The organism is Paenibacillus sp. DCT19, assembly GCF_003268635.1.
Classification (GTDB): Bacteria; Bacillota; Bacilli; order Paenibacillales; family Paenibacillaceae; genus Paenibacillus.
The window spans coordinates 2,550,364-2,570,874 of record NZ_CP029639.1; the positions used below are offsets into that span (position 1 = coordinate 2,550,364).

At 45.1% G+C, this 20,511-nt stretch carries 19 protein-coding genes and 2 pseudogenes; 20 read left to right on the forward strand and 1 reads right to left on the reverse strand.

Annotated features, from left to right (window positions below; all coding sequences use genetic code 11):
* Positions 1-43 precede the first annotated feature (43 nt).
* The 20 genes and pseudogenes from DMB88_RS30230 to DMB88_RS11560 all read left to right on the forward strand — a co-directional run bounded on the left by DMB88_RS30230 (position 44) and on the right by DMB88_RS11560 (position 19,732).
* Entirely contained in the window at positions 44-208 is a 165-nt protein-coding gene (locus DMB88_RS30230) for a hypothetical protein (protein ID WP_164848671.1), read from the forward strand.
* A 158-nt stretch (positions 209-366) separates the two neighbouring features.
* Positions 367-858 (forward strand): YajQ family cyclic di-GMP-binding protein, encoded by a 492-nt coding sequence (locus DMB88_RS11470; RefSeq protein WP_128101448.1) that lies wholly within the window; start codon positions 367-369, stop codon positions 856-858.
* Positions 859-1,178: 320 nt separating this feature from the next.
* Positions 1,179-1,766 (forward strand): CDP-diacylglycerol--glycerol-3-phosphate 3-phosphatidyltransferase, encoded by a 588-nt coding sequence (gene pgsA, locus DMB88_RS11475; protein ID WP_128101449.1) that lies wholly within the window; start codon positions 1,179-1,181, stop codon positions 1,764-1,766.
* A 106-nt stretch (positions 1,767-1,872) separates the two neighbouring features.
* The gene (locus DMB88_RS11480) at positions 1,873-3,129 is read left to right on the forward strand and encodes a competence/damage-inducible protein A (RefSeq protein ID WP_128101450.1); all 1,257 of its coding nucleotides are present in this window, start codon (positions 1,873-1,875) and stop codon (positions 3,127-3,129) included.
* 239 nt (positions 3,130-3,368) lie between these two features.
* Entirely contained in the window at positions 3,369-4,433 is a 1,065-nt protein-coding gene (recA, locus tag DMB88_RS11485; RefSeq protein WP_128101451.1) for a recombinase RecA, read from the forward strand.
* Positions 4,434-4,686: 253 nt separating this feature from the next.
* Positions 4,687-5,427, forward strand: coding sequence for a regulatory protein RecX (locus DMB88_RS11490; protein WP_128101452.1), 741 nt, complete (start codon positions 4,687-4,689; stop codon positions 5,425-5,427).
* Between the two features lie 307 nt (positions 5,428-5,734).
* Positions 5,735-7,276: a ribonuclease Y gene (rny, locus tag DMB88_RS11495; RefSeq protein ID WP_056700714.1), complete on the forward strand. Its 1,542-nt coding sequence runs from the start codon at positions 5,735-5,737 to the stop codon at positions 7,274-7,276.
* 108 nt (positions 7,277-7,384) lie between these two features.
* Positions 7,385-8,179: a TIGR00282 family metallophosphoesterase gene (locus tag DMB88_RS11500; protein WP_128101453.1), complete on the forward strand. Its 795-nt coding sequence runs from the start codon at positions 7,385-7,387 to the stop codon at positions 8,177-8,179.
* Between the two features lie 117 nt (positions 8,180-8,296).
* Positions 8,297-8,556 (forward strand): annotated as a pseudogene (locus DMB88_RS11505) (stage V sporulation protein S).
* A gap of 90 nt (positions 8,557-8,646) precedes the next feature.
* Positions 8,647-9,624 carry a dipeptidase gene (locus DMB88_RS11510; protein ID WP_128101454.1) on the forward strand — a complete coding sequence of 326 codons (978 nt, stop codon included), beginning with the start codon at positions 8,647-8,649 and terminating at the stop codon, positions 9,622-9,624.
* A 281-nt stretch (positions 9,625-9,905) separates the two neighbouring features.
* Entirely contained in the window at positions 9,906-10,478 is a 573-nt protein-coding gene (gene pduL / locus DMB88_RS11515; protein ID WP_017689107.1) for a phosphate propanoyltransferase, read from the forward strand.
* A 307-nt stretch (positions 10,479-10,785) separates the two neighbouring features.
* A pseudogene (miaB, locus tag DMB88_RS11520) lies at positions 10,786-12,341 on the forward strand (tRNA (N6-isopentenyl adenosine(37)-C2)-methylthiotransferase MiaB).
* A 283-nt stretch (positions 12,342-12,624) separates the two neighbouring features.
* The gene (locus DMB88_RS11525) at positions 12,625-13,074 is read left to right on the forward strand and encodes a YlbF/YmcA family competence regulator (RefSeq protein ID WP_128101455.1); all 450 of its coding nucleotides are present in this window, start codon (positions 12,625-12,627) and stop codon (positions 13,072-13,074) included.
* Between the two features lie 235 nt (positions 13,075-13,309).
* A complete protein-coding gene (locus DMB88_RS11530; RefSeq protein ID WP_128101456.1) occupies positions 13,310-13,735 on the forward strand; it encodes a PaaI family thioesterase in 426 nt (141 codons plus the stop codon).
* Positions 13,736-13,793: 58 nt separating this feature from the next.
* A complete protein-coding gene (locus DMB88_RS11535; protein WP_128101457.1) occupies positions 13,794-14,597 on the forward strand; it encodes an NUDIX hydrolase in 804 nt (267 codons plus the stop codon).
* Between the two features lie 66 nt (positions 14,598-14,663).
* Positions 14,664-15,221, forward strand: a complete 558-nt coding sequence (locus DMB88_RS11540; protein WP_128101458.1) for a cysteine hydrolase family protein — start codon at positions 14,664-14,666, stop codon at positions 15,219-15,221.
* Positions 15,222-15,420: 199 nt separating this feature from the next.
* Positions 15,421-16,878: a nicotinate phosphoribosyltransferase gene (locus DMB88_RS11545; RefSeq protein WP_128101459.1), complete on the forward strand. Its 1,458-nt coding sequence runs from the start codon at positions 15,421-15,423 to the stop codon at positions 16,876-16,878.
* A gap of 388 nt (positions 16,879-17,266) precedes the next feature.
* Entirely contained in the window at positions 17,267-17,929 is a 663-nt protein-coding gene (locus tag DMB88_RS11550; protein ID WP_128101460.1) for a hypothetical protein, read from the forward strand.
* A gap of 145 nt (positions 17,930-18,074) precedes the next feature.
* Positions 18,075-19,088: an acrylyl-CoA reductase family protein gene (locus DMB88_RS11555; protein ID WP_128101461.1), complete on the forward strand. Its 1,014-nt coding sequence runs from the start codon at positions 18,075-18,077 to the stop codon at positions 19,086-19,088.
* A gap of 89 nt (positions 19,089-19,177) precedes the next feature.
* Positions 19,178-19,732, forward strand: coding sequence for a hypothetical protein (locus DMB88_RS11560; RefSeq protein ID WP_128101462.1), 555 nt, complete (start codon positions 19,178-19,180; stop codon positions 19,730-19,732).
* Between the two features lie 86 nt (positions 19,733-19,818).
* Here DMB88_RS11560 and DMB88_RS11565 read toward each other — a convergent pair whose 3' ends face one another.
* Entirely contained in the window at positions 19,819-20,337 is a 519-nt protein-coding gene (locus tag DMB88_RS11565) for a MogA/MoaB family molybdenum cofactor biosynthesis protein (RefSeq protein ID WP_128101463.1), read from the reverse strand.
* Between the last annotated feature and the right edge of the window lie 174 nt (positions 20,338-20,511).

The following is a 20,511-nucleotide window of genomic DNA, read 5'->3' on the forward strand; positions in this document are numbered from 1 at the left end:
TCTTAACTTGCAGTTAATCTTCGGTGAAGCGAGGTGGAAGGCTATGACAGTCAGCTGGATCGTTACAGGTTTAGGGATTATTGTCAGCCTCCTGGGGTACTATTTAACCCCGAGCGCTTGGGGTTACGGAATTTTGGGGTTTGGACTTGCGCATGTAATTTTGGGTGTGCTTGATATGTTCAGACAACCAAACCGCAGCAGGTATTAGGCTTTTAGGCAACAGTAGGAAAAAGCATTCTTGATCAGCCAACCATGGAGGGTCAAGAATGCTTTTTCTGTTGTGTATCTTCTCTAAAATTAGACTTTTCAATAGGGTATCCTCTATAATGTTACACAGAACATATGCTAACTGAAAGGGTGACCGGTTTGAGTTCAGAAAATTCATTTGATATCGTGTCCAAGATGGACTTGCAGGAACTGACTAATGCCGTAACACAAACGGAAAAGGAAATAGGCACTCGTTATGATTTTAAGGGCAGCAAGAGCAGCTTGAAATTGGACAAAGATGCTTTAACGATTTTGTCTGATGACGAGACCAAACTTAAGTCTGTCATTGATGTGTTGCAATCGAAGATGGCTAAACGAGGACTTCCGCTGAAGAACATTGATTATGGCAAAGTGGAACCCGCTTCTTCTGGAACTGTTCGCCAACGTCTGAGCTTCAAACAAGGAATTGACCAGGATATTGCTAAGAAAATCAATATTTTGATCCGTGATTCCAAAATGAAGGTGAAGAGTCAGATTCAGGGTGATCAACTACGGGTAACTGGAAAAAGTAAGAATGATTTGCAAGCGGTAATGCAAATGTTGAATGGTGCCAATCTACCATTAGATCTGCAGTATACCAACTTTAAATAAGCCAGGCGTTCAGGACGCTTGAAATTCACAGGCGTTTTTTGACACTATAATGGGCGTATATTATACTAAGTGTGCATTGCTGGCAATCAATCATATTAGCCCAGTCATCATCGTTTGCTGACTTTGTGATAAGCAGTACATTTTCTGGAAGTCACCGGAACGTTTAAAACGCATTTACGTTTGAACGGTGGACTTTATTTTTGCGTTTTTACATAGTGAGGCATTTTGCTGAAGTGACTGTACGAATTACAGGTTTCGATGATGTCCTGGGATAAAGATGAGTGTTTGGAGTTATTGGAGGATAAGAGGGAGGGCGTCTTGTGAATTTACCCAACCGGATTACGCTTGCACGAATTTGCTTAATCCCTTTTTTGATGGTGTTTCTGCTCGTGGATTTTCCATTTTATCCAGAGCCGTTGCAGCTTGGAAGCTTCTCGCTTCCTTATAATCAATTGATTGCGGCTGTCATTTTTGTCATTGCAGCAAGTACAGACGGAATCGATGGTTACTTGGCGCGCAAGAACAATATGGTCACTAATCTAGGCAAGTTGCTTGATCCTTTGGCGGACAAGCTGTTAGTGACTGCTGTACTCATTTCGCTCGTGGAAATGGGCAAGTTAGATTCCTGGATTGCTGTCGTAATCATTAGCCGTGAATTTGCAGTAACAGGTCTTCGCCAGATTGCATTGCTCGATGGATCTGTTGTAGCGGCAAGCAATTGGGGTAAGCTAAAAACCGTTGTGCAAATTGTAGCTATTGTATTACTTCTGCTGAATAATTTCCCGTTCTCTTACACGGGGATTCACGTGGATGTTATCGCAGTGTGGGCTGCAGCGATTATAACGATCTGGTCAGGAATTGATTATTTCATTAAAAACAAAAATTTGCTTAATTTATCAAAAGCGTAATCGTTCCGGAAAACGGGTAATTTAGAAGGAACAATTAGTACTAAGGGCAATAGGAAAACATCCTATTGCCCTTTGAATACTCACAGCGTGTACAGGAGGATACAGAATGAAGGCAGAAATCATTGCGGTTGGCACAGAGCTATTGCTTGGACAGATTGTGAACACCAATGCGAGATATTTGTCTCGCGAATTAGCCGCGATCGGAATTGATGTATATTTCCAAACAGTTGTTGGAGACAATCTAAGTCGCCTTAGTGAAGCGATCCGCATTGCTCAGGGTCGTGCAGATGTAATTTTATTTTCCGGTGGCATTGGGCCAACACAGGATGATCTTACGAAGGATGCTTTGGCTGAAGTATTAGGTCGTAAGCTGCATATAGATCGACTAGCGATGGACAAAATAGAAGGCTTTTTCAGGGATCGCAATGTTACTATGACCGAGAATAATCGTCGTCAGGCTATTGTTATCGAAGGGGGAACGCCTCTAGCTAACGAGACGGGGCTTGCAGCGGGAAATGCCATCTCGGACAATGGAAAACATTATGTTGTTATGCCTGGACCGCCTAAAGAGCTGATTCCGATGTTTGAGCAGGAGGTTAAGCCATGGCTCTTCCAGCATGTTCTGACAGAAGAGATGCCGATCTATTCCAGAATGCTGAAGTTTGCAGGTATAGGGGAGTCGGCGTTGGAGGATCGTCTGCTTGATCTGATCGACGGACAGACGGATCCTACAATTGCACCGTACGCAAGCGAAGGGGAGGTTACCGTGCGTGTCTCTACCAAAGCACCTAATGAGGGAGAGGCGAAGGTGAAGCTGGATGCGATGGAGGTTCAGATTCGTGAGCGTTTGCCAGAGCATCTGTACGCTAGTGACGATGTGCCTATTGAGTATACGATTGTTACGATGATGGCTGATATGGGGCTGACTCTTAGTGCTGCTGAGAGCTGTACAGGTGGGCTTGTCATGCAGAGCCTGACATCAATTCCTGGCAGTGCTGCAATTCTCAAAGGCGGAATTGTATGTTACTCCAATGAGATGAAAGAAAAACTGCTGAACGTTCCTCATGATTATCTGGAGGGGGAAGATGCACCCGGAGCGGTAAGTCCTGAAGTTGCTAAAGTATTGGCAGAGCAGGTGCGCATGATTGGTGATGCTAATTTCGGACTAGCTGTTACAGGTGTCGCAGGGCCTGGGTATTCTGAGCGTAAGCCCCCAGGGCTCGTCTTCATTGCTCTAGCCGAACGCGGCAAAGAGACGGAAATTCATGAACTGCGTATTAACGGTAATCGGGAAACGGTTCGCATCCGTTCAACCAAGTCTATCTTGTATCGATTGTGGCGCAAGCTGGTTGAACTAGATTAGTTCTTCCGCTTGGTTTGCTTTTACAGTGCAAAACAAGTATACTTTTAACAGACGGAAGAACCGTAGAATCAGGCGTAGTAGCCTTGTTTACGGTTCTTTTTTCTGTTTAATTCCAGGTTTGCTTGAGGAAGAGGCGCCTCGGCCTTGATAAAAAAACGAATGTATGTTCGAAAAAAAGCTTGGCAAACGTGTTAAAACAAGGTATCATTATCTTATAAACAGTAAAGGGTGTGAGCATATTGTCAGACCGTCGTGCCGCGCTTGATATGGCGCTCCGTCAAATAGAGAAGCAATTTGGTAAAGGATCCATCATGAAACTGGGTGAGTCGACTCACATGCAAGTGGAAATTATCCCCAGTGGTTCCTTGGCTCTGGATATTGCATTAGGAACAGGCGGCTTGCCTAAAGGCCGGATTGTTGAAATATATGGACCTGAATCTTCTGGTAAAACAACTGTAGCACTCCATGCGATTGCTGAAGTGCAAAAAGTAGGAGGACAAGCTGCATTCATCGATGCCGAGCATGCTCTTGATCCTCAATATGCAAGTAAACTTGGTGTTAACATTGATGAATTGCTTCTGTCTCAGCCAGACACGGGTGAGCAAGGGCTTGAAATTGCAGAAGCACTCGTTCGCAGTGGAGCTGTGGACATTATCGTTATTGACTCCGTTGCTGCATTGGTACCAAAAGCTGAAATTGAAGGCGAAATGGGAGATTCTCACGTTGGTTTGCAGGCACGTCTGATGTCACAGGCGTTGCGTAAATTGTCGGGTGCGATCAGCAAATCCAAAACAATCGCAATCTTCATTAACCAGCTTCGTGAAAAAGTTGGGGTTATGTTTGGTAACCCTGAAACAACACCTGGTGGTCGTGCCTTGAAATTCTACTCCACAGTTCGATTGGATGTTCGTCGGATTGAAAGTATCAAATCAGGCAATGACATTATCGGTAACCGTACACGTGTAAAAGTTGTTAAGAATAAAGTAGCACCACCGTTTAAACAAGCTGAAGTGGATATCATGTACGGTGAGGGTATCTCTAGAGAAGGTAGTATCATTGATATCGGTACAGAACTAGATATCGTTAACAAAAGTGGTGCATGGTATTCCTATGAGGGCGAGCGTCTGGGACAAGGTCGTGAAAATGCGAAGCAATTCATGAAAGAGCACAAAGAAATTGCTCAAGTGATTGAGCAAAAAATTCGTGAAGCAAGCAATTTAACGACAGTGGTTCCTACACCAACGGCTGAGGACCAGCAAAAAGAAGAAGCAGAAGAACAAGAATTGTTTGAAATCAACGAGTAATTTACTGAACTCCTGAGGCTTGTCTGATTGTGACTTGACTGTGCTCAGGAAACAGGTTTGTGGCTCGCATTGTCCAACAGCCTCTGTCCCATGGGACAGAGGCTGTTGGCACGCTAACTCTATAAGATAAGGCCGGGCTGAATTCCCGGCCTTTTATCATAATATCTGATCTCCTGTAGAGAGCAGAGATATATAAGTTCAACTAAACTTCTTTAGTTGAACCTATATATCAACGATGAAAGGAGATTAAGGCATGGACAAATATGCTGAAGATTTAATTGAAGAAGCAGAGTTAACGGGGTTATCTCAATTTCCGGATCATGAGGAGTTGACCATTACCCGGGTTGAGCGGTTGCTGAAGGGGCGAGTCGCGCGATATCGGATCGAGTTCGGGATGTACTCAATAACTGTTCTGGAAGATGTAATGATTAAGTATCGGTTGACCCGAGGCAACACATTTGTAAAAAAGGATCTTGAGGAAATTGTTGTGGCTGACGAGCGTCAGCAGACGTATGTTCAGTCTTTGCGATATCTCGAATTCAAGCCACGTACACGTCATGAACTAAGCCAGCGCTTGCGGCAGAAGCAGTTTGCACCTCCGCTAATTGAAGAGGTGCTAGATCGGCTGGAGCAGGAAAAATTAATTGATGATGAAGCATTTGCGAAGGAATGGACACGTCAGCGTATGGAGGGTCAGCGGAAGGGAAAACTGTGGATAAGGCAAGAACTTCGTCAGAAGGGTATTGCCAATGATCTAATTGCTGAAGCTTTGGAAACTGTGAGTGGGGATACAGAATTTGAGACTGCTTTGACCGCAGGGCGGAAGAAGTGGAACCAAGTCAAAGGCGACATTTCTGAGAAAAAACGCAAAACGCTTCCTTTTCTGATGCGGCGTGGTTTTCCGATGGATATGGTGCGTCGTGTCGTTAATTGTATAATTGAAGAAACTGAGGCTAAAGACCCTGATGATGACGACGCTTTACTGTGGGATTAGGAGACAGGACACTCTATGTCGCATTCTCTTGACAATTTCTTTCGTCAAATACTAAAATGGACATGAGTCTTATTGAAATGGAAACCCTTTTTCCTTCCAAAAAAGCGGTTTCGGTTCTTAAGATTTCAATCATTCATGATTATGGGTTCGCTTGAGAGCGGATAGTACGTGGTGAACATGTACACTTGAAATGAAAATCGGCGGGGGATCGCCGTAGGTAATCTTTATTCCCAAACATATGTAAGGCTTGAAAACTGAAAATTGACCCAAGGAATGCCTTGGAGGAATCAACGAGGAGGTGAACAGTATGTACACTGCAATCATGATCGCTCTCGTTGTAGCCGCGCTATTCATTGGGTTCGGAGTAGGATATTTTATTCGCAAATCTCTTGCAGAGGCTAAAATCTCTAGTGCGGAACAAGCTGCCGTACAAATCGTGGAGAACGCGAAAAAAGAGGCAGAGGCACTGAAGAAAGAAACGGTGCTTGAAGCGAAGGATGAAATTCATCGCATTCGCGCCGAGGCTGAAAAAGACACTCGTGAACGTCGGAATGAAATTCAACGACAAGAAAGACGATTGTTGCAAAAAGAAGAGTCGCTGGATAAAAAGATGGAATCACTCGAACGTAAAGAAGAGCAAGTGGCTAACAAAGAGAAACGTATTGATGAGACACAGCAGCAAATTGAAATGATCTACAAAAACCAGGTGACTGAATTGGAGCGTATATCCAATCTCACCATGGAAGATGCACGCAGTATCATACTGTCCAACGTAGAACAGGAAGTTCGTCACGAGACGGCTCAAATGATCAAGGACATCGAACAGCAGGCGAAAGAAGAGGCGGACAAGAAATCTCGCGAGATTATTACGCTTGCTATCCAACGTTGTGCGGCTGATCACGTTGCGGAAACAACAGTATCTGTTGTGACATTGCCGAATGAAGAAATGAAAGGTCGGATTATCGGTCGTGAAGGACGTAACATCCGTGCGCTTGAAACCCTTACGGGAATTGACCTCATTATCGATGATACGCCAGAAGCAGTTATTCTGTCGGGCTTTGACCCGATCCGTCGTGAGATTGCTCGTACTGCCCTTGAGAAATTGGTGGCAGATGGACGAATCCACCCGGCACGTATTGAAGAGATGGTTGAGAAATCTCGTAAAGAAGTGGACGAGCGTATCCGTGAATACGGTGAGCAGGCAACCTTTGAAGTTGGCGTACATGGATTGCACCCAGACTTGATCAAAATTTTGGGACGACTGAAGTTCCGTACAAGTTATGGTCAGAATGTCTTGAAACATTCCATGGAAGTGGCTTACTTGACTGGGCTGATGGCTGGCGAACTCGGAGAAGACGTAACGCTGGCAAGACGTGCAGGTCTATTGCATGACATCGGTAAAGCGCTGGATCACGAAGTGGAAGGATCACACGTCGAAATTGGCGTGGAACTGGCGAAGAAATACAAAGAACATCCTGTAGTAATCAACAGTATCGCGTCCCATCACGGGGATTGCGAAGCGACTTCGGTTATTGCGATGTTGGTTGGCGCAGCAGATGCGCTCTCCGCAGCAAGACCGGGTGCACGCCGCGAAACACTGGAAACGTATATCAAACGACTGGAGAAACTGGAAGAGATTTCAGAATCGTTCGAAGGTGTCGAGAAATCGTACGCTATCCAAGCTGGACGCGAAGTTCGTGTTATGGTACAGCCTGAGAAGATCGACGATGCTGAGGCATTCCGTCTCGCACGTGACATTACGAAGATGATCGAGAATGAACTCGATTATCCAGGTCACATCAAAGTCACCGTTATTCGGGAAACCCGTGCGGTTGAATACGCAAAATAGAGTATTTTGGGAAAAGTGGCCGCAGTGATGGGCCACTTTTCCTGTTGATAACCAAGTATTGCAAGTGTCAGAATCTGAAGTTTTGTAGGGAATGAAGGAGGCAGTACCATGAAAGTTCTGTTTATTGGTGATATTGTAGGTAACGTTGGGCGGAAAGCATTGAAGGAAAATCTTCCGTACCTAAAAAATAAATATAAACCACATGTCATTATTGTGAATGGTGAAAATGCAGCCGCAGGTCGAGGAATTACTGGTGCAATTGCTAACGAATTTTTCAATTGGGGCGTGCATGGAATCACCCTCGGTAACCATACATGGGATAACAAGGACATTTTTGATTTTATAGATGATGAACCACGTATGATTCGCCCAGCGAACTTCCCTCCGGGCACACCAGGAAGAGGGTATACGGTGGTCAAAGGCGAGGGTAAGGAACTTGCTATCGTTAACTTGCAAGGTCGGACTTTCCTACCTGCACTGGACTGCCCATTCCGTGTAGCTGATGAAATTGTAGATGAGCTACGTCAGGATTATAAATGTATTCTCGTGGATATGCATGCTGAAGCCACTTCGGAGAAAATCGCGATGGGATGGCACCTTGATGGACGTGCGTCTCTTGTCGTAGGTACACATACTCATGTACAGAGTAATGATGATCGTATTTTGCCAGGTGGAACTGCTTATCTGACAGATGCCGGTATGGTTGGACCACGTGACGGAATTCTTGGTATGGAGCGTGAAGCGGTTCTCCGTAAGTTCTATACACAGCTGCCTGTGCGCTTTGTCGTAGACGACGGCAAATGGCATTTTCACGGCGTGGTGGTTGAGATTGATGAATCTACAGGTGCAGCAACACGAATTGAAAAAATCCGCCTGACAGAAGACGAGTGGCGCATGGAATAGGGGCAATGTCCCATTTTGCAAGGAAACCCGTCTAAAAAGAAGGAATTTTTTTGCCTCCCGCGAATAACATCTAGTAAGTGGAAACAAACATTCAACATTCCCAGGGAGGTACTTACCATGGAAGTATTAAAAGTTTCAGCAAAGTCCAATCCCAATTCCGTAGCCGGCGCACTTGCAGGAGTTCTTCGTGAACGTGGAAATGCTGAACTGCAGGCCATTGGAGCGGGAGCACTGAACCAAGCCATTAAAGCGGTAGCGATAGCCCGGGATTTGTAGCACCAAGCGGAGTTGACTTGATTTGTATTCCAGCTTTTACAGACATTGTGATTGACGGTGAGGATCGAACGGCCATTAAGCTGATTGTGGAGCCCAGATAATACATGCATTCTTAGCATGAACCTGTTTACGAAGTAGACAGGTTTTTTGCGTTCTATTCGCTACATTAGCGTGGAAGAGGAGGAATTGGTATGAAGGAATGGCTCATCGCTGACTATCATTGTGATGTACTTAGTAAAATGTTGACACAGCCGGGAATTTCTTTTCAAGATGCTCCAGAGCTTGATGTGAACTGGCAGCGAATGAAGGATGGCAACATTGGACTGCAAGCATTTGCTGTGTATTTACCCGAAGTGTTGGGCAGAGGTAAGTTTGAACATGTCATGAGCCAGTTAGAAATATACCGTACCCAGGTGGAACGTAGTAACGCACGACCCGAAGGCACACAGACGTTGTTATGGCGTGAACAGCTTACTCAGAAGGCAGGGCAGCCACATCCATGGGGCTTGCTTACGTTGGAGGGTGTAGATGGGCTAGAGGGAAATCTTTTTTATCTGGAGATCTGTTATCGGATGGGTGTTCGCATTGTGGGTTTAACGTGGAATTATGCCAATTGGGCGGCAGACGGAATTATGGAACAGCGAGGAGCGGGTCTGACGGAGAAAGGCAGGCAGTTGGTTCAACGTTGTAATCAGATAGGGATGTTGCTAGACGTGTCACACTTGAGTGAAAAGGGCTTTTGGGAGCTCGCCGATCTTAGTGAACGTCCTTTCATAGCATCACATTCCAACAGCTATACGGTATGTCCGAATGTACGTAATCTGAAGGATGATCAGATTCGTGCGATTATTACACGGGATGGCCGAATAGGACTCACGTTTGTCCCTTGGTTTGTGAAGCAGGAAGGTGATGTTAAGATCGAGCATTTATTGCCACATATTGAACAGATCTGCTCTCTAGGTGGTCAGCATCATTTGATGCTTGGGTCTGATTTTGACGGAATTTCTACATATATCGAACAGCTTGAACACGCAGGACACTATCCGAAATTAATCAATACGCTATGCAAGCACTACGATGAATCCTTAGTTCGCGGCTGGATCTGGGGTAACGGTGTGAGCTATTTGAGCAAAAACTTACCTGAGATCGAACCCGTAGGAAAACGGTAAAGTTTAAATAAAGTCCTAAGGGACATGATGATCTAAGTGAAATGTGCATCTGAAAGGAAAGTACATGTTATCTCATGTTATAAGCTCATAACTATTTAATGGAAAAGTGTAAGGTTCATTAAACCGCAGATTTTCCAAAAACAGGTTTGAATTCAGGTAAAATAAGTGTATTTCATGAATTTTCATCAGTTCGTTTTCATTTCACTGCAAAAAGGAGTATAATACCATTGGATTGTTAAGAGCCTAATGAGGCCATAGATAAACAAGGAGTGAAATTCACAATGAGTAAAACAGTACCTGTGGGCGTATCAGCCCGCCACATTCACGTATCCCAAGAGCACGTTGAAATTTTGTTCGGTAAAGGTTATGAATTGACTGAGTTTAAACCTCTGTCCCAACCTGGACAATACGCTGCTAACGAAACAGTAGCTGTAATTGGTTCCAAAGGACAGTTCGATAAAGTGCGTATCCTCGGTCCAGTTCGTCCTGAAACACAGCTGGAAATTTCGATGACAGATTCCTTCGCTATTGGTGTTAAAGCACCTGTACGCGAGTCTGGAAGCATTGAAGGTACACCAGGCATTACAATTAAAGGACCAGCTGGCGAAGTAACGATCGATAAAGGTGTTATTGTTGCCGCTCGTCACATTCACTTCCATACGTCTGATGCTGCTAAATGGGGCATTGAGGACAAACAAATGCTGAAAGTTCGTCTGGGCGGAGATCGTGGTCTGGTACTGGAAAATGTACTGGCTCGTGTATCTGATTCCTTTGCATTGGACATGCATATTGACACTGATGAAGCAAATGCAGCTGGCGCACGTAATGGTGATACTGCTGAAATCATCGACTAGTCATTTGTAATGTGTCAATTGTGGAGTGGCCTTGGCACTCTATTAATACAACAACCCGAGCATACCTTATAGCTGGATATTCCAGCGGGGCTCGGGTTTTTTGTTGCATTTGAAGTACAGACAGGAGACTCATTCGTCATCTGTTAGAGGAGAGGGCGTGTGCGCTTTGCAGGTGGAACTAGAGCCCAATACATGTTATAATTTACTGTAATGCTCTTTTGAATCATGGAATATAAAGCTTATATGCGAACTAGAGATGGACTAACGAATTTTTATGAATAGAGGCTGTAAGGAGTGACCGAAGGAAATGGCTAAAGACTCAAAAAAGGACTACTCCCAATATTTTGATTTCTCCGATGCCAAAGTAATTTCGCAAGATGAATTCAGCAAAAAGATTCGAATTCGGGGTCGGGATATTAATATCAAATCGGAGCCGAATCATCGTCAGGAGAAACAGCGGGGCAAGGAAGACGTACAGGTACTATACGACAACGCCATTCCAGATGAACTGAAAAACATAGGAAAAGGCAAACACTATATCGTATATACGTACGGCTGTCAGATGAACGAGCATGATTCCGAAACGATCAAAGGATTATTGGAATCCATGGGATACCAGTCCACAGAAGATCGCAAAGAGGCAGACATTATTCTGCTGAATACATGTGCGATTCGAGAAAATGCGGAAGATAAAGTATTCGGCGAGCTGGGACATCTGAAAACGCTCAAACTCGAACGTCCAGGACTACTGCTTGGTGTGTGCGGCTGTATGTCTCAGGAAGAAGGCGTCGTTAACCGGATTATGCAGAAACATGGATTTGTCGATATGATCTTTGGTACGCATAATGTACACCGATTGCCACATCTGATTCAGGAAGCTCTGTTCAGCAAAGAGATGGTCGTTGAAGTATGGTCCAAAGAGGGCGATATCATTGAAAACCTGCCGAAAAAACGCGAAGGTATACGCGGGTGGGTGAACATTATGTACGGCTGCGACAAGTTCTGTACATATTGTATCGTTCCATTTACGCGAGGCAAAGAGCGCAGTAGACGACCAGAAGATGTGATTGCTGAGGTTCGAGAGCTGGCAAGACAGGGATTCAAAGAGATTACATTACTAGGTCAGAACGTAAATGCTTACGGTAAAGACTTCACTGATCTGAAATACAGCTTCGGTGACTTGATGGATGACATTCGCAAGATTGATATTCCACGGGTACGTTTCACGACCAGTCATCCACGTGACTTTGATGATCGCCTGATCGAGGTATTAGCCAAAGGTGGTAACTTGGTTGAGCATATTCATCTTCCAGTGCAATCAGGAAGTACAGAAGTGCTCAAACGTATGAGTCGTAAGTATAATCGGGAACACTATCTGCAGCTTGCAAACAAAATTAAAACAGCCATTCCGGATGTCGTGTTGACTACCGACATTATCGTTGGTTTCCCGGGAGAAACGGATGAGCAGTTTGAAGATACATTGTCACTCGTTCAAGAAGTCGGTTATGACTTCGCATATACCTTTATCTACTCTCCGCGTGAGGGTACGCCAGCAGCGGTGATGGAGGATAATGTACCGATGGAAGTGAAAAAGGAACGTCTGAAACGGTTGAATGAAACGATCAACGAGTATAGCCAGAGCAGTAATGAGAAACAGCGTGGCAAAGTGGTAGAAGTTCTCGTTGAAGGGAAAGCAAACGGAATTCAAATGTTCTGGCAGGACGGACACGCAGCAATAAATTGGTGCATTTTGAAGGATCCAAGGATTTGATCGGTACTTTCGTACAGGTAGAGATCACAGATCCGATGACGTTCTATATTCGCGGTAATCTGCTCAACGAGCCAGTAGCCGCGAACCAGTAATATAACAATATCAGCAGTACCCACAACCCAATAAGATGGAAAGATGCGATGTGCACTTTGCTAATGCGGCAAATGTAGCGGAAGGTTCGGAATCGATTCTGTAGAAGCGAAGCGCTCGCCTTTGTCCCTGTATTTTACCCATTGAATATCTAATCAAAAAATACAGGGACAACAGCGATCGAAAGAACGATCCGAGCATGCAGCGGTCACATAAGCAGTCATAGTGGCTCGGTGCAGAACGTGTATTCCATCTTATATTATCTCATAGAATGGAGCGATTTCAGTGGCGCAGGAGCAAGTGCAGTACAACCATTATGGTATGCCGACCTACGATACGCGCAATCTGGTCATACGCGACGATATTATGGGAAAAGCCAAAGAATTGGCGGATATGCTCGGAACCAGCGAGGAAGTGAAGCAGTTCCAACAAGCAGAATCCAAAATTCGCGACCATGAGCGCATTCAGCAGTTGATTGCAACAATTAAGAAAAAGCAAAAAGAGATTGTTGCCTTCGAAAGTTTCAAAAATGCTGATATGGTAAACAAGATTGAACAGGAAATTACTGATTTGCAGGATGAACTGGACAGCATCCCATTGGTAACTGAATTTCAGCAAAGCCAGAGTGATATTAACTATCTGCTTCAGCTTGTAATTTCTGTTATTCGGGATACAGTCTCAGAGAAAGTAAATGTAGAAGCTGGCACGGATTCACCTCCGACGAGCTGCGGTTAAGTTGTAGAAGGGTGCGGACGCAGTCCGCGCCTTTTTGATGTATAATACGTGTGTTTATTTTCGGAACAGTCTCTTATAGGACGAAGCAGGGAACAGACTCGAATGTAATTAGATATTATATTGAGAGGCTCCACTTCGTGGGGTTATTTTGTGTGAGATCATGCTGTAGAAGCTTCATCCAAACACAGGACATCAAGAGTGAAATACACCAAAGAGAATAAAGGGGAAATCAATAATGAGTATTTTGGACAAAATGGTTGAAGAGGGCGAAGGGCGATTCTGGGGCTTCCTAGGCTGTCGTTATATTAAAGGTGATGAAAAAGAAGTACAGATTGGACTCACCGCAGGTGAGCACCATACCAATTCCATGGGCATTATCCATGGGGGTGTACTGACATCTCTGATGGATCAGGCGATGGGAATGGTAGCAACCGTTGCAATGGACGTGGACAGTTGTGTAACGACGAATCTGAATGTACATTTCCTAGCTCCGATGAAACAAGGGGAATTAATTGTAGCCTCAACGGTACTGCATCAAGCAGGACGCAGCGTTACAACGCAATCTGAGGTTCGAGATGCTACCGGTACACTCGGTTGCATGGCAACAGCGACATTCCGTATTGCAGGGGTTAGGAAACAAACGACAGAATCCAAAGGTTGACAAAAGAATTTATTATGTCATAATGAAATTATCAAATTGAAAATAGTCGGTGGTGCCCATGAGCGAAAACTACGAACACTTAAATGCTGATAGCGATGAACAAGCGGCTCGTGCTTATAGTTCCAAGAAATATCGTACTCCCGATGGTGTGCCAGCGGATATCGTCATGTTCACCTTGACCAAACGAGAGCGGAAGACGGTCACGAAGACTCTCCCTATTCGGGAACTCAAGGTTATGTTAATTAAACGCAAAGGATGGCCATTTGCGGGAAGATGGGCTCTGCCAGGTGGATTTTGTCAAGAGAACGAATCGATCTACGATGCTGCGAAGCGAGAATTGATGGAGGAAACCGGTGTCGATGGTGGTCATTTAGAATATCTGAATGTATATAGTCAGCCGGGGCGTGATCCACGGGGTTGGATTATCTCGCACGCGTTCTTTGCACTGGTGGAGGAATGGATGCTGGAACACCGTCAGGCAGCAGATGATGCAGAAGATGTTGGACTATTTACGATCCAAGAAGCGCTTGGGGAGCTTGAGCTCGCGTTTGATCATCGAACCATTATAGAGGATGCGTATCGCCGGATTCAGCAACAGATGCTGGAAACGACGATTGCACGTCAGTTTCTTCCACGTGATTTCACGTTAAGTGAATTATACCAGGTCATTCAGAGTGTTGTCCCTGATTTTGAAGAACCAAATTTCATCCGTAAGATTACCTCAACGCGTAGTCGTAAAGGGATCGTAGAAGAAGTAAGAGATGAAGAGGGCAACCTCCTTAGTTCCAATCAATATTCACAGCGTCCGGCGCAGCTCTACCGTTTCACAGAACTTGTGCCTCGCTTATCCATTTATACGTAACTGGTCAAGTTAACCTTAGGATTGAATCAGGCTCAGACTATTCTCAAAATAAAGGGAGTGCAGACGATGAAAGCATTGATTGTCATCGATTTTACCCGAGATTTTGTGACAGGCGCTTTGCCTGTTGGTGGGCCGGCAGTTGAGATCGAAGAGACTGTGGCTGCAATTACTGAGAATTACTGTGATCATAAGCATGAAGTCATTATGGCTATAGATTTGCACGAACAGAATGATCCATATCATCCGGAGACGACACTTTTCCCGCCTCATAACATTAGGGATACAGAGGGAAGGCTACTATATGGACGCTTAGCCCAAGTGATGGAGGATCGGAAAGAGCATATTCGTTGGATGGATAAGACGAGATATAGCGCCTTCTGTGGAACAGATCTGGAGCTTAGGCTCAGGGAACGCGGAATTACAGATATTGCACTCATAGGAGTGTGCACGGATATATGTGTGTTACATACAGCGGTGGATGCCTACAACAAAGGCTTTCACATCACGGTGTATGAAGATGCTGTAGCCAGCTTTAACGCTGCTGGACATGAGTGGGCACTAGAACATTTCCGTTCTAGTCTGGGGGCTCAAGTTGTGAAAGCAAGCGAGACTATTCTTACATGATAGCTTAATGAATCCTGTTAGCTGTATTTGTGTTAGATTAGCGTTAAATATGGTGAATGAAAATAAACTGGAGACTTTTTGAGATTAACAACGAACTTGGTTAATGTCACTGTAAGTCGTGAAGAGAGTCTCCACATGTTAACCTGTGTTCAGAGGTAATGCCTATGAACATGAGCGGAAGTCAGAGAGGATGAGACAAATGCAGACGACTAGCCTGGCTTTACATACAGATAAATATCAGATCAATATGATGTATGCCCACTGGGTGAATGGAACTCACAAGCGAAAAGCGGTATTTGAAGCGTATTTCCGCAAGCTTCCGTTTGGAAACGGATATGCTGTTTTTGCCGGATTGGAACGCATTGTGAATTACATCAGCCAGCTTCGTTTTAACATGGACGACATCAAGTATTTATCGAAACAAGAGGAAAATTACGATCCTGTCTTTCTGGAAGAATTGCTCCAGTTTTCATTTCAGGGCACAATTCATTCGATGAAGGAAGGAGCAATCGTATTCCCTGATGAACCGCTTATTCGGGTAGAAGGCTCTATTATGGAGACGCAACTTGTGGAGACGGCGATACTTAACTTCATGAATTATCAAACATTGATTGCTACGAAGGCTTCGCGGATCAAGCAAGTAGCAAGCCAAGATACCTTACTCGAATTCGGAACAAGACGTGCACAGGAAGCGGATGCGGCGATCTGGGGAGCACGTGCGTCTTACGTTGCTGGCTTCCACGCTACATCCAATATGCTGGCAGGAGAGCGGTTCGGCATCCCAACGGCGGGAACACATGCTCATTCTTGGGTACAGAGCTTCATGAGCGAGCAGGAGGCCTTTGACGTGTATGCCAAAGTGTTACCAGATCAGGTGACCTTGCTGGTAGATACGTTTGATACCCTGAACAGCGGTGTGCCTCATGCAATCAAAACAGCTAAAATGCTGGAGAGTCAAGGCAAGAGAATGAATGCAATTCGTCTCGATAGTGGTGACTTGGCGTATCTGTCCATTCAAGCACGTCAAATGCTGGATGAAGCAGGGCTCGATTATGTGAAAATTGTAGCTTCTAACGATCTCGATGAGAATACCATCTTCAACCTGAAGGCTCAAGGCGCACGTATTGATACTTGGGGCGTCGGTACACAGCTGATTACGGCTTCTGACCAGCCTTCTCTGGGCGGCGTCTATAAGTTGGTAGAACGTGAAGTTGATGGTGGTGAGATGCTACCTACGCTTAAAATATCAGCCAATCCCGAAAAAGTGTCCACGCCAGGTAAAAAGGAAGTATTCCGGATCATTGATCCGAAACATGGCAAAGCAATCGCAGATTATATCTGTTATCCGGGTGAAGAGCAGCCATTGCAGGGTGGGCCGCTCAAGTTGTTCAACCCGCTACACCCTTATCTGAAGAAGACGGTGACCCGCTACGAAGCGATTAACATGTTGGAGCCTATCTTCGTAAATGGACGTAAAGTATACGAGTTACCAACTTTGGATGAGATCCGTAGCTACCACCGGGAACAGATGAACCTTTTCTGGCCAGAATATCAACGGAAGCTTAATCCAGAGATTTATCGCGTAAACATCAGCCCGGCAGCTTGGAATATGAAACAGAAGCTGATTGCAGAGCATGTTCAATCCACAGAGGAATAGCGCCAAAACATAGAGTAAGGCATAACCGGAGAGTTACTCGGCTTATGCCTTTTTTTCATCGGTATGTTCATTCTGGGTCCATTGGTGAACTAGGGATGGTGAACCTAAGAGGTTTCGTTCCTATCGAAGTTGTGTGATTCATCATGGACAAGAAGGCGGATCATTGCGATATACTACGTGTAACGGAAGCTCATGGTAAGTGTAATAGTAGGCGGAAATGAATGGATTATTTCTCGGGAAAGCGCAGGAGACGCCAAATCTTGCAATGGGCATAGTTCTTGTTTCGACATATCGTACCTCTCTTTACCAAATAACCTCATCGCTCAGCCGCTGGATTGCTGTTTCAAGCAAACATTCGTGGGGGATGAAAGATAGAGGAGGTGCACATATGAGATGGGTTATGGGATTGGTATGGGTAGCTTTTATCATCTATGCGTGGTTATGGGCACCAGGACAGCCGCCTGGAGATGACCCTATATTTGGAGAATTAATTACGATGCAGAGCAGGGAGCCGTGGCTACTTGTCGTATTTTCGTGGCTGGGGATATTCCCCGCGATCTATGCCTGCTTATTATTACGGACATCCCCTCAAGCGCGAGGCAGTCGCTTTCCAGCATGGCCGTTTGTAATACTATCGTTTGGGTTGGGAGCATTTGCGCTGTTGCCTTATTTTGCGCGGGTCTCAGCACACAAGTTAACTCCAGCATACACAAGCTTATCCTTTAGCAGTGATCGTAGGTCAGGTATTCGTCGATTGGTAGGAAATAAGTTAACGCATGGAATTCTGCTGTTATTGACCCTAGGGACGTTCTTTTATGGACTGAAACAGGGCAATCTCACAGCATATTGGGAAGCGTTCAGCCAATCTTCGTTTGTACACATTATGACCATTGATTTTGTTGTATTGTCCTTGCTATCTGTGTTTGCCATCTATAGAGATGCTGTTATTAGCAGACGTTCACAGGCTTGGGCGTGGATTGGCGTTGTTCCGCTGGTCGGGCCGTTAGTGTACCTTTTAACAAGTAGCAGATCGAGTGAAGCAGTAAAGTGATATGGATTATCGGTAACCGGGAAAACGAAACTTATGAATTCTTGTGATGAATATTTAACTACATGAATTGAATTTCATTCTACTTAGCTGCTTTTGAAATGAGTTGCTTCAAAAAAAATAAGAAAACCATTAGGAGAGGATAACGATGGAGAACACTTTTCCAGCATACGTAGTAAGGAAAGAACAAGATGGCGCGGTCAAGGCTGCAATAGAACAGCTCAGAAAAGAGGACCTGCCCAACGGAGACGTTACACTACAGGTTCAATACTCCAGTGTCAATTACAAGGATGGACTTGCGACGATTGAAAAAGGAGGCGTTGTGCGTGAATATCCAATAGTGCCTGGTATAGACCTTGCGGGAACTGTGGAGGAATCGGTGAGTGGACGATTTGCCCCAGGTGACCGTGTAATCAGTACCGGTTTTGAGCCAGGGGTATCTCACTTTGGTGGATATAGTCGGTATGCACGTCTCCGTAGTGAATGGCTGGTTCCACTGCCACCAGGTCTAAGCGAAAAGGAAGCGATGGCGATTGGAACAGCAGGTTTTACTGCAGCGCTTTCAGTCGATGCTATGGTTCAAGCGGGCGTAACCCCTGAGATGGGCAAAATTTTGGTGACAGGTGCAACGGGTGGTGTTGGGAGTATGGCAGTAGCCATCCTTGCTAAGCTAGGATACGAGGTGACTGCCAGCACGGGCAAAAAAGAGCAGCAAGAGCAGCTGCTTCGGGATTTAGGAGCTTCACACGTCATTTCACGAGAAGAAGCAGACATGCCAGCCAAAGGAGCACTAGGCAAGCAATTGTGGGCAGGCGTAGTTGATCCTGTTGGAGGCGCAGCGCTGGCTGAACGGTTAAAACAGATCCAGTATGGGGGAGTGGTTGCCGTATCGGGACTAACTGGGGGAACAGCATTTGAGTCGACGGTGCTTCCATTTATTTTGCGAGGCATTCAGCTCATAGGTATTGATTCAGTCTATTGCCCTATGGAACGTCGGGAACGGTTATGGAAGCTGCTTGGTGATGAGTGGAAACCGGATCGTGCACTTGAATTAGGCATTCAAGAGATTACATGGGAACAGTTGCCTCAGACATTGGGAGCAATTCTGCAAGGAGAAGCGGTTGGGCGCACGGTTGTAAATACAATGGAGACATCAATTTAAATATCGAAATCGAATAAGATTCGATTCTCTTAGAGATGCTAACTCTACCATAGGATGTCACAGCATTGTGACGGAAGGGAAGAGGTAGCGTGGATACTACAACTCAAGGTCGATCACCTAAAGTGAAGCAATGCGCAATAACACGAACAAGCCTCATGTTAGCATTAAGTGTTTTGCTGCTCGCAGGTTGTTCATCTTCCTCCACTTCACAGGAAGTTAAAATTTATTCCGGGCAAGCTACAAACGAAGGGAATATTCGTGCACAATCGCAGGGGCATGGTCTGAACGGGGCTTTTACACAAGAGTTGGATCGAGCATTCAACGAAAAAGGTATAAAGCTGATGAACAACATGTCTGCTGATGATGGTGAGGGTGGAATTACGTACATGTATCTGCTGAACGGAAGTGGAAGGCATGTTGTAAAAGTTCATATTTTTGCCGACGATCATACGCGGACACTTCGCATGCAAGAGATGTATGGTAACGCGGAGGATCAGGCTGTAGTGCAGAATGTGTTGGGCAAAACAACGATTCGTAGTAAAGGTTATGTAGCTATGGTCTACACTGCTTCAGGTGGGCAAAAGGATGTCTATGAGGATGAAGTATTGCAGGTGTTCGATCATATGTTAAATAAATTGGACTAAAGCATTACTGTCTTCTTCGTTCCTGTGTAATAAAAAACAATTACAACAAGACGATTACAGCAAAAAATACAAACCCGTCTGAGCTCTCAGACGGGTTTGTATATTTCTCGCATCACATGTCGTAACTCAGGCAAAATGAGCTTTTCCATAGCTAGCTTGACCGCTCCTCTGGAACCAGGCATAGAGAACACGGCTGTACGTCCGATCGTTCCTGCTACAGCCCGGCTGAGAATAGCTGCAGAGCCAATATCCTCTGTATAGCTAAGGAAGCGGAAGATTTCACCGAATCCCGGCAACTCTTTATCTAACAGTGAGGATACAGCCTCGTATGTTGTATCTCTAGGTGCAATGCCTGTTCCTCCGCTAAGCAGCACTGCTTCAATATCATCGCGAACAGCCGCATCCTGCAGGATCGCTTGAATCCGATTGGCTTCATCAGGTGTGATAATGTAGTCGATAACTTGGTAGCCTGCTTCAGATAAGAGCTGATGCATCAGCTGACCGCTTGTGTCCGTATCCTTCGTCCGAGTATCCGAAACGGTGACAATCATACATGAAACCGTGTTAGGGGCTTCCTGACGATGTTGTTCCACTGAATTAATCATCTTAAACGATCCTCCTCATTTCATGTCTCCATAGCATAGACCATCCAGCGAAATCAGGCAATGCAAAGAGCACAGGGCTGCGTGCATATTGCAAAGCGAATCCTACTTGGTGTACACTCGCAAGGACGTGTCTAAAACTCCGAAGGACTCACTTCAACGACTTTTCAGACATGC

What these genes read in the sequence shown, in the direction of transcription:
- DMB88_RS30230 (WP_164848671.1), top strand. Translation starts at nt 44, where the DNA reads ATGACAGTCAGCTGGATCGTTACAGGTTTAGGGATTATTGTCAGCCTC.
- DMB88_RS11480 (WP_128101450.1), top strand. Translation starts at nt 1,873, where the DNA reads ATGAAGGCAGAAATCATTGCGGTTGGCACAGAGCTATTGCTTGGACAG.
- DMB88_RS11490 (WP_128101452.1), top strand. Translation starts at nt 4,687, where the DNA reads ATGGACAAATATGCTGAAGATTTAATTGAAGAAGCAGAGTTAACGGGG.
- rny (WP_056700714.1), top strand. Translation starts at nt 5,735, where the DNA reads ATGTACACTGCAATCATGATCGCTCTCGTTGTAGCCGCGCTATTCATT.
- DMB88_RS11500 (WP_128101453.1), top strand. Translation starts at nt 7,385, where the DNA reads ATGAAAGTTCTGTTTATTGGTGATATTGTAGGTAACGTTGGGCGGAAA.
- DMB88_RS11510 (WP_128101454.1), top strand. Translation starts at nt 8,647, where the DNA reads ATGAAGGAATGGCTCATCGCTGACTATCATTGTGATGTACTTAGTAAA.
- pduL (WP_017689107.1), top strand. Translation starts at nt 9,906, where the DNA reads ATGAGTAAAACAGTACCTGTGGGCGTATCAGCCCGCCACATTCACGTA.
- DMB88_RS11530 (WP_128101456.1), top strand. Translation starts at nt 13,310, where the DNA reads ATGAGTATTTTGGACAAAATGGTTGAAGAGGGCGAAGGGCGATTCTGG.
- DMB88_RS11535 (WP_128101457.1), top strand. Translation starts at nt 13,794, where the DNA reads ATGAGCGAAAACTACGAACACTTAAATGCTGATAGCGATGAACAAGCG.
- DMB88_RS11540 (WP_128101458.1), top strand. Translation starts at nt 14,664, where the DNA reads ATGAAAGCATTGATTGTCATCGATTTTACCCGAGATTTTGTGACAGGC.
- DMB88_RS11545 (WP_128101459.1), top strand. Translation starts at nt 15,421, where the DNA reads ATGCAGACGACTAGCCTGGCTTTACATACAGATAAATATCAGATCAAT.
- DMB88_RS11550 (WP_128101460.1), top strand. Translation starts at nt 17,267, where the DNA reads ATGAGATGGGTTATGGGATTGGTATGGGTAGCTTTTATCATCTATGCG.
- DMB88_RS11555 (WP_128101461.1), top strand. Translation starts at nt 18,075, where the DNA reads ATGGAGAACACTTTTCCAGCATACGTAGTAAGGAAAGAACAAGATGGC.
- DMB88_RS11565 (WP_128101463.1), bottom strand. Translation starts at nt 20,337, where the DNA reads ATGATTAATTCAGTGGAACAACATCGTCAGGAAGCCCCTAACACGGTT.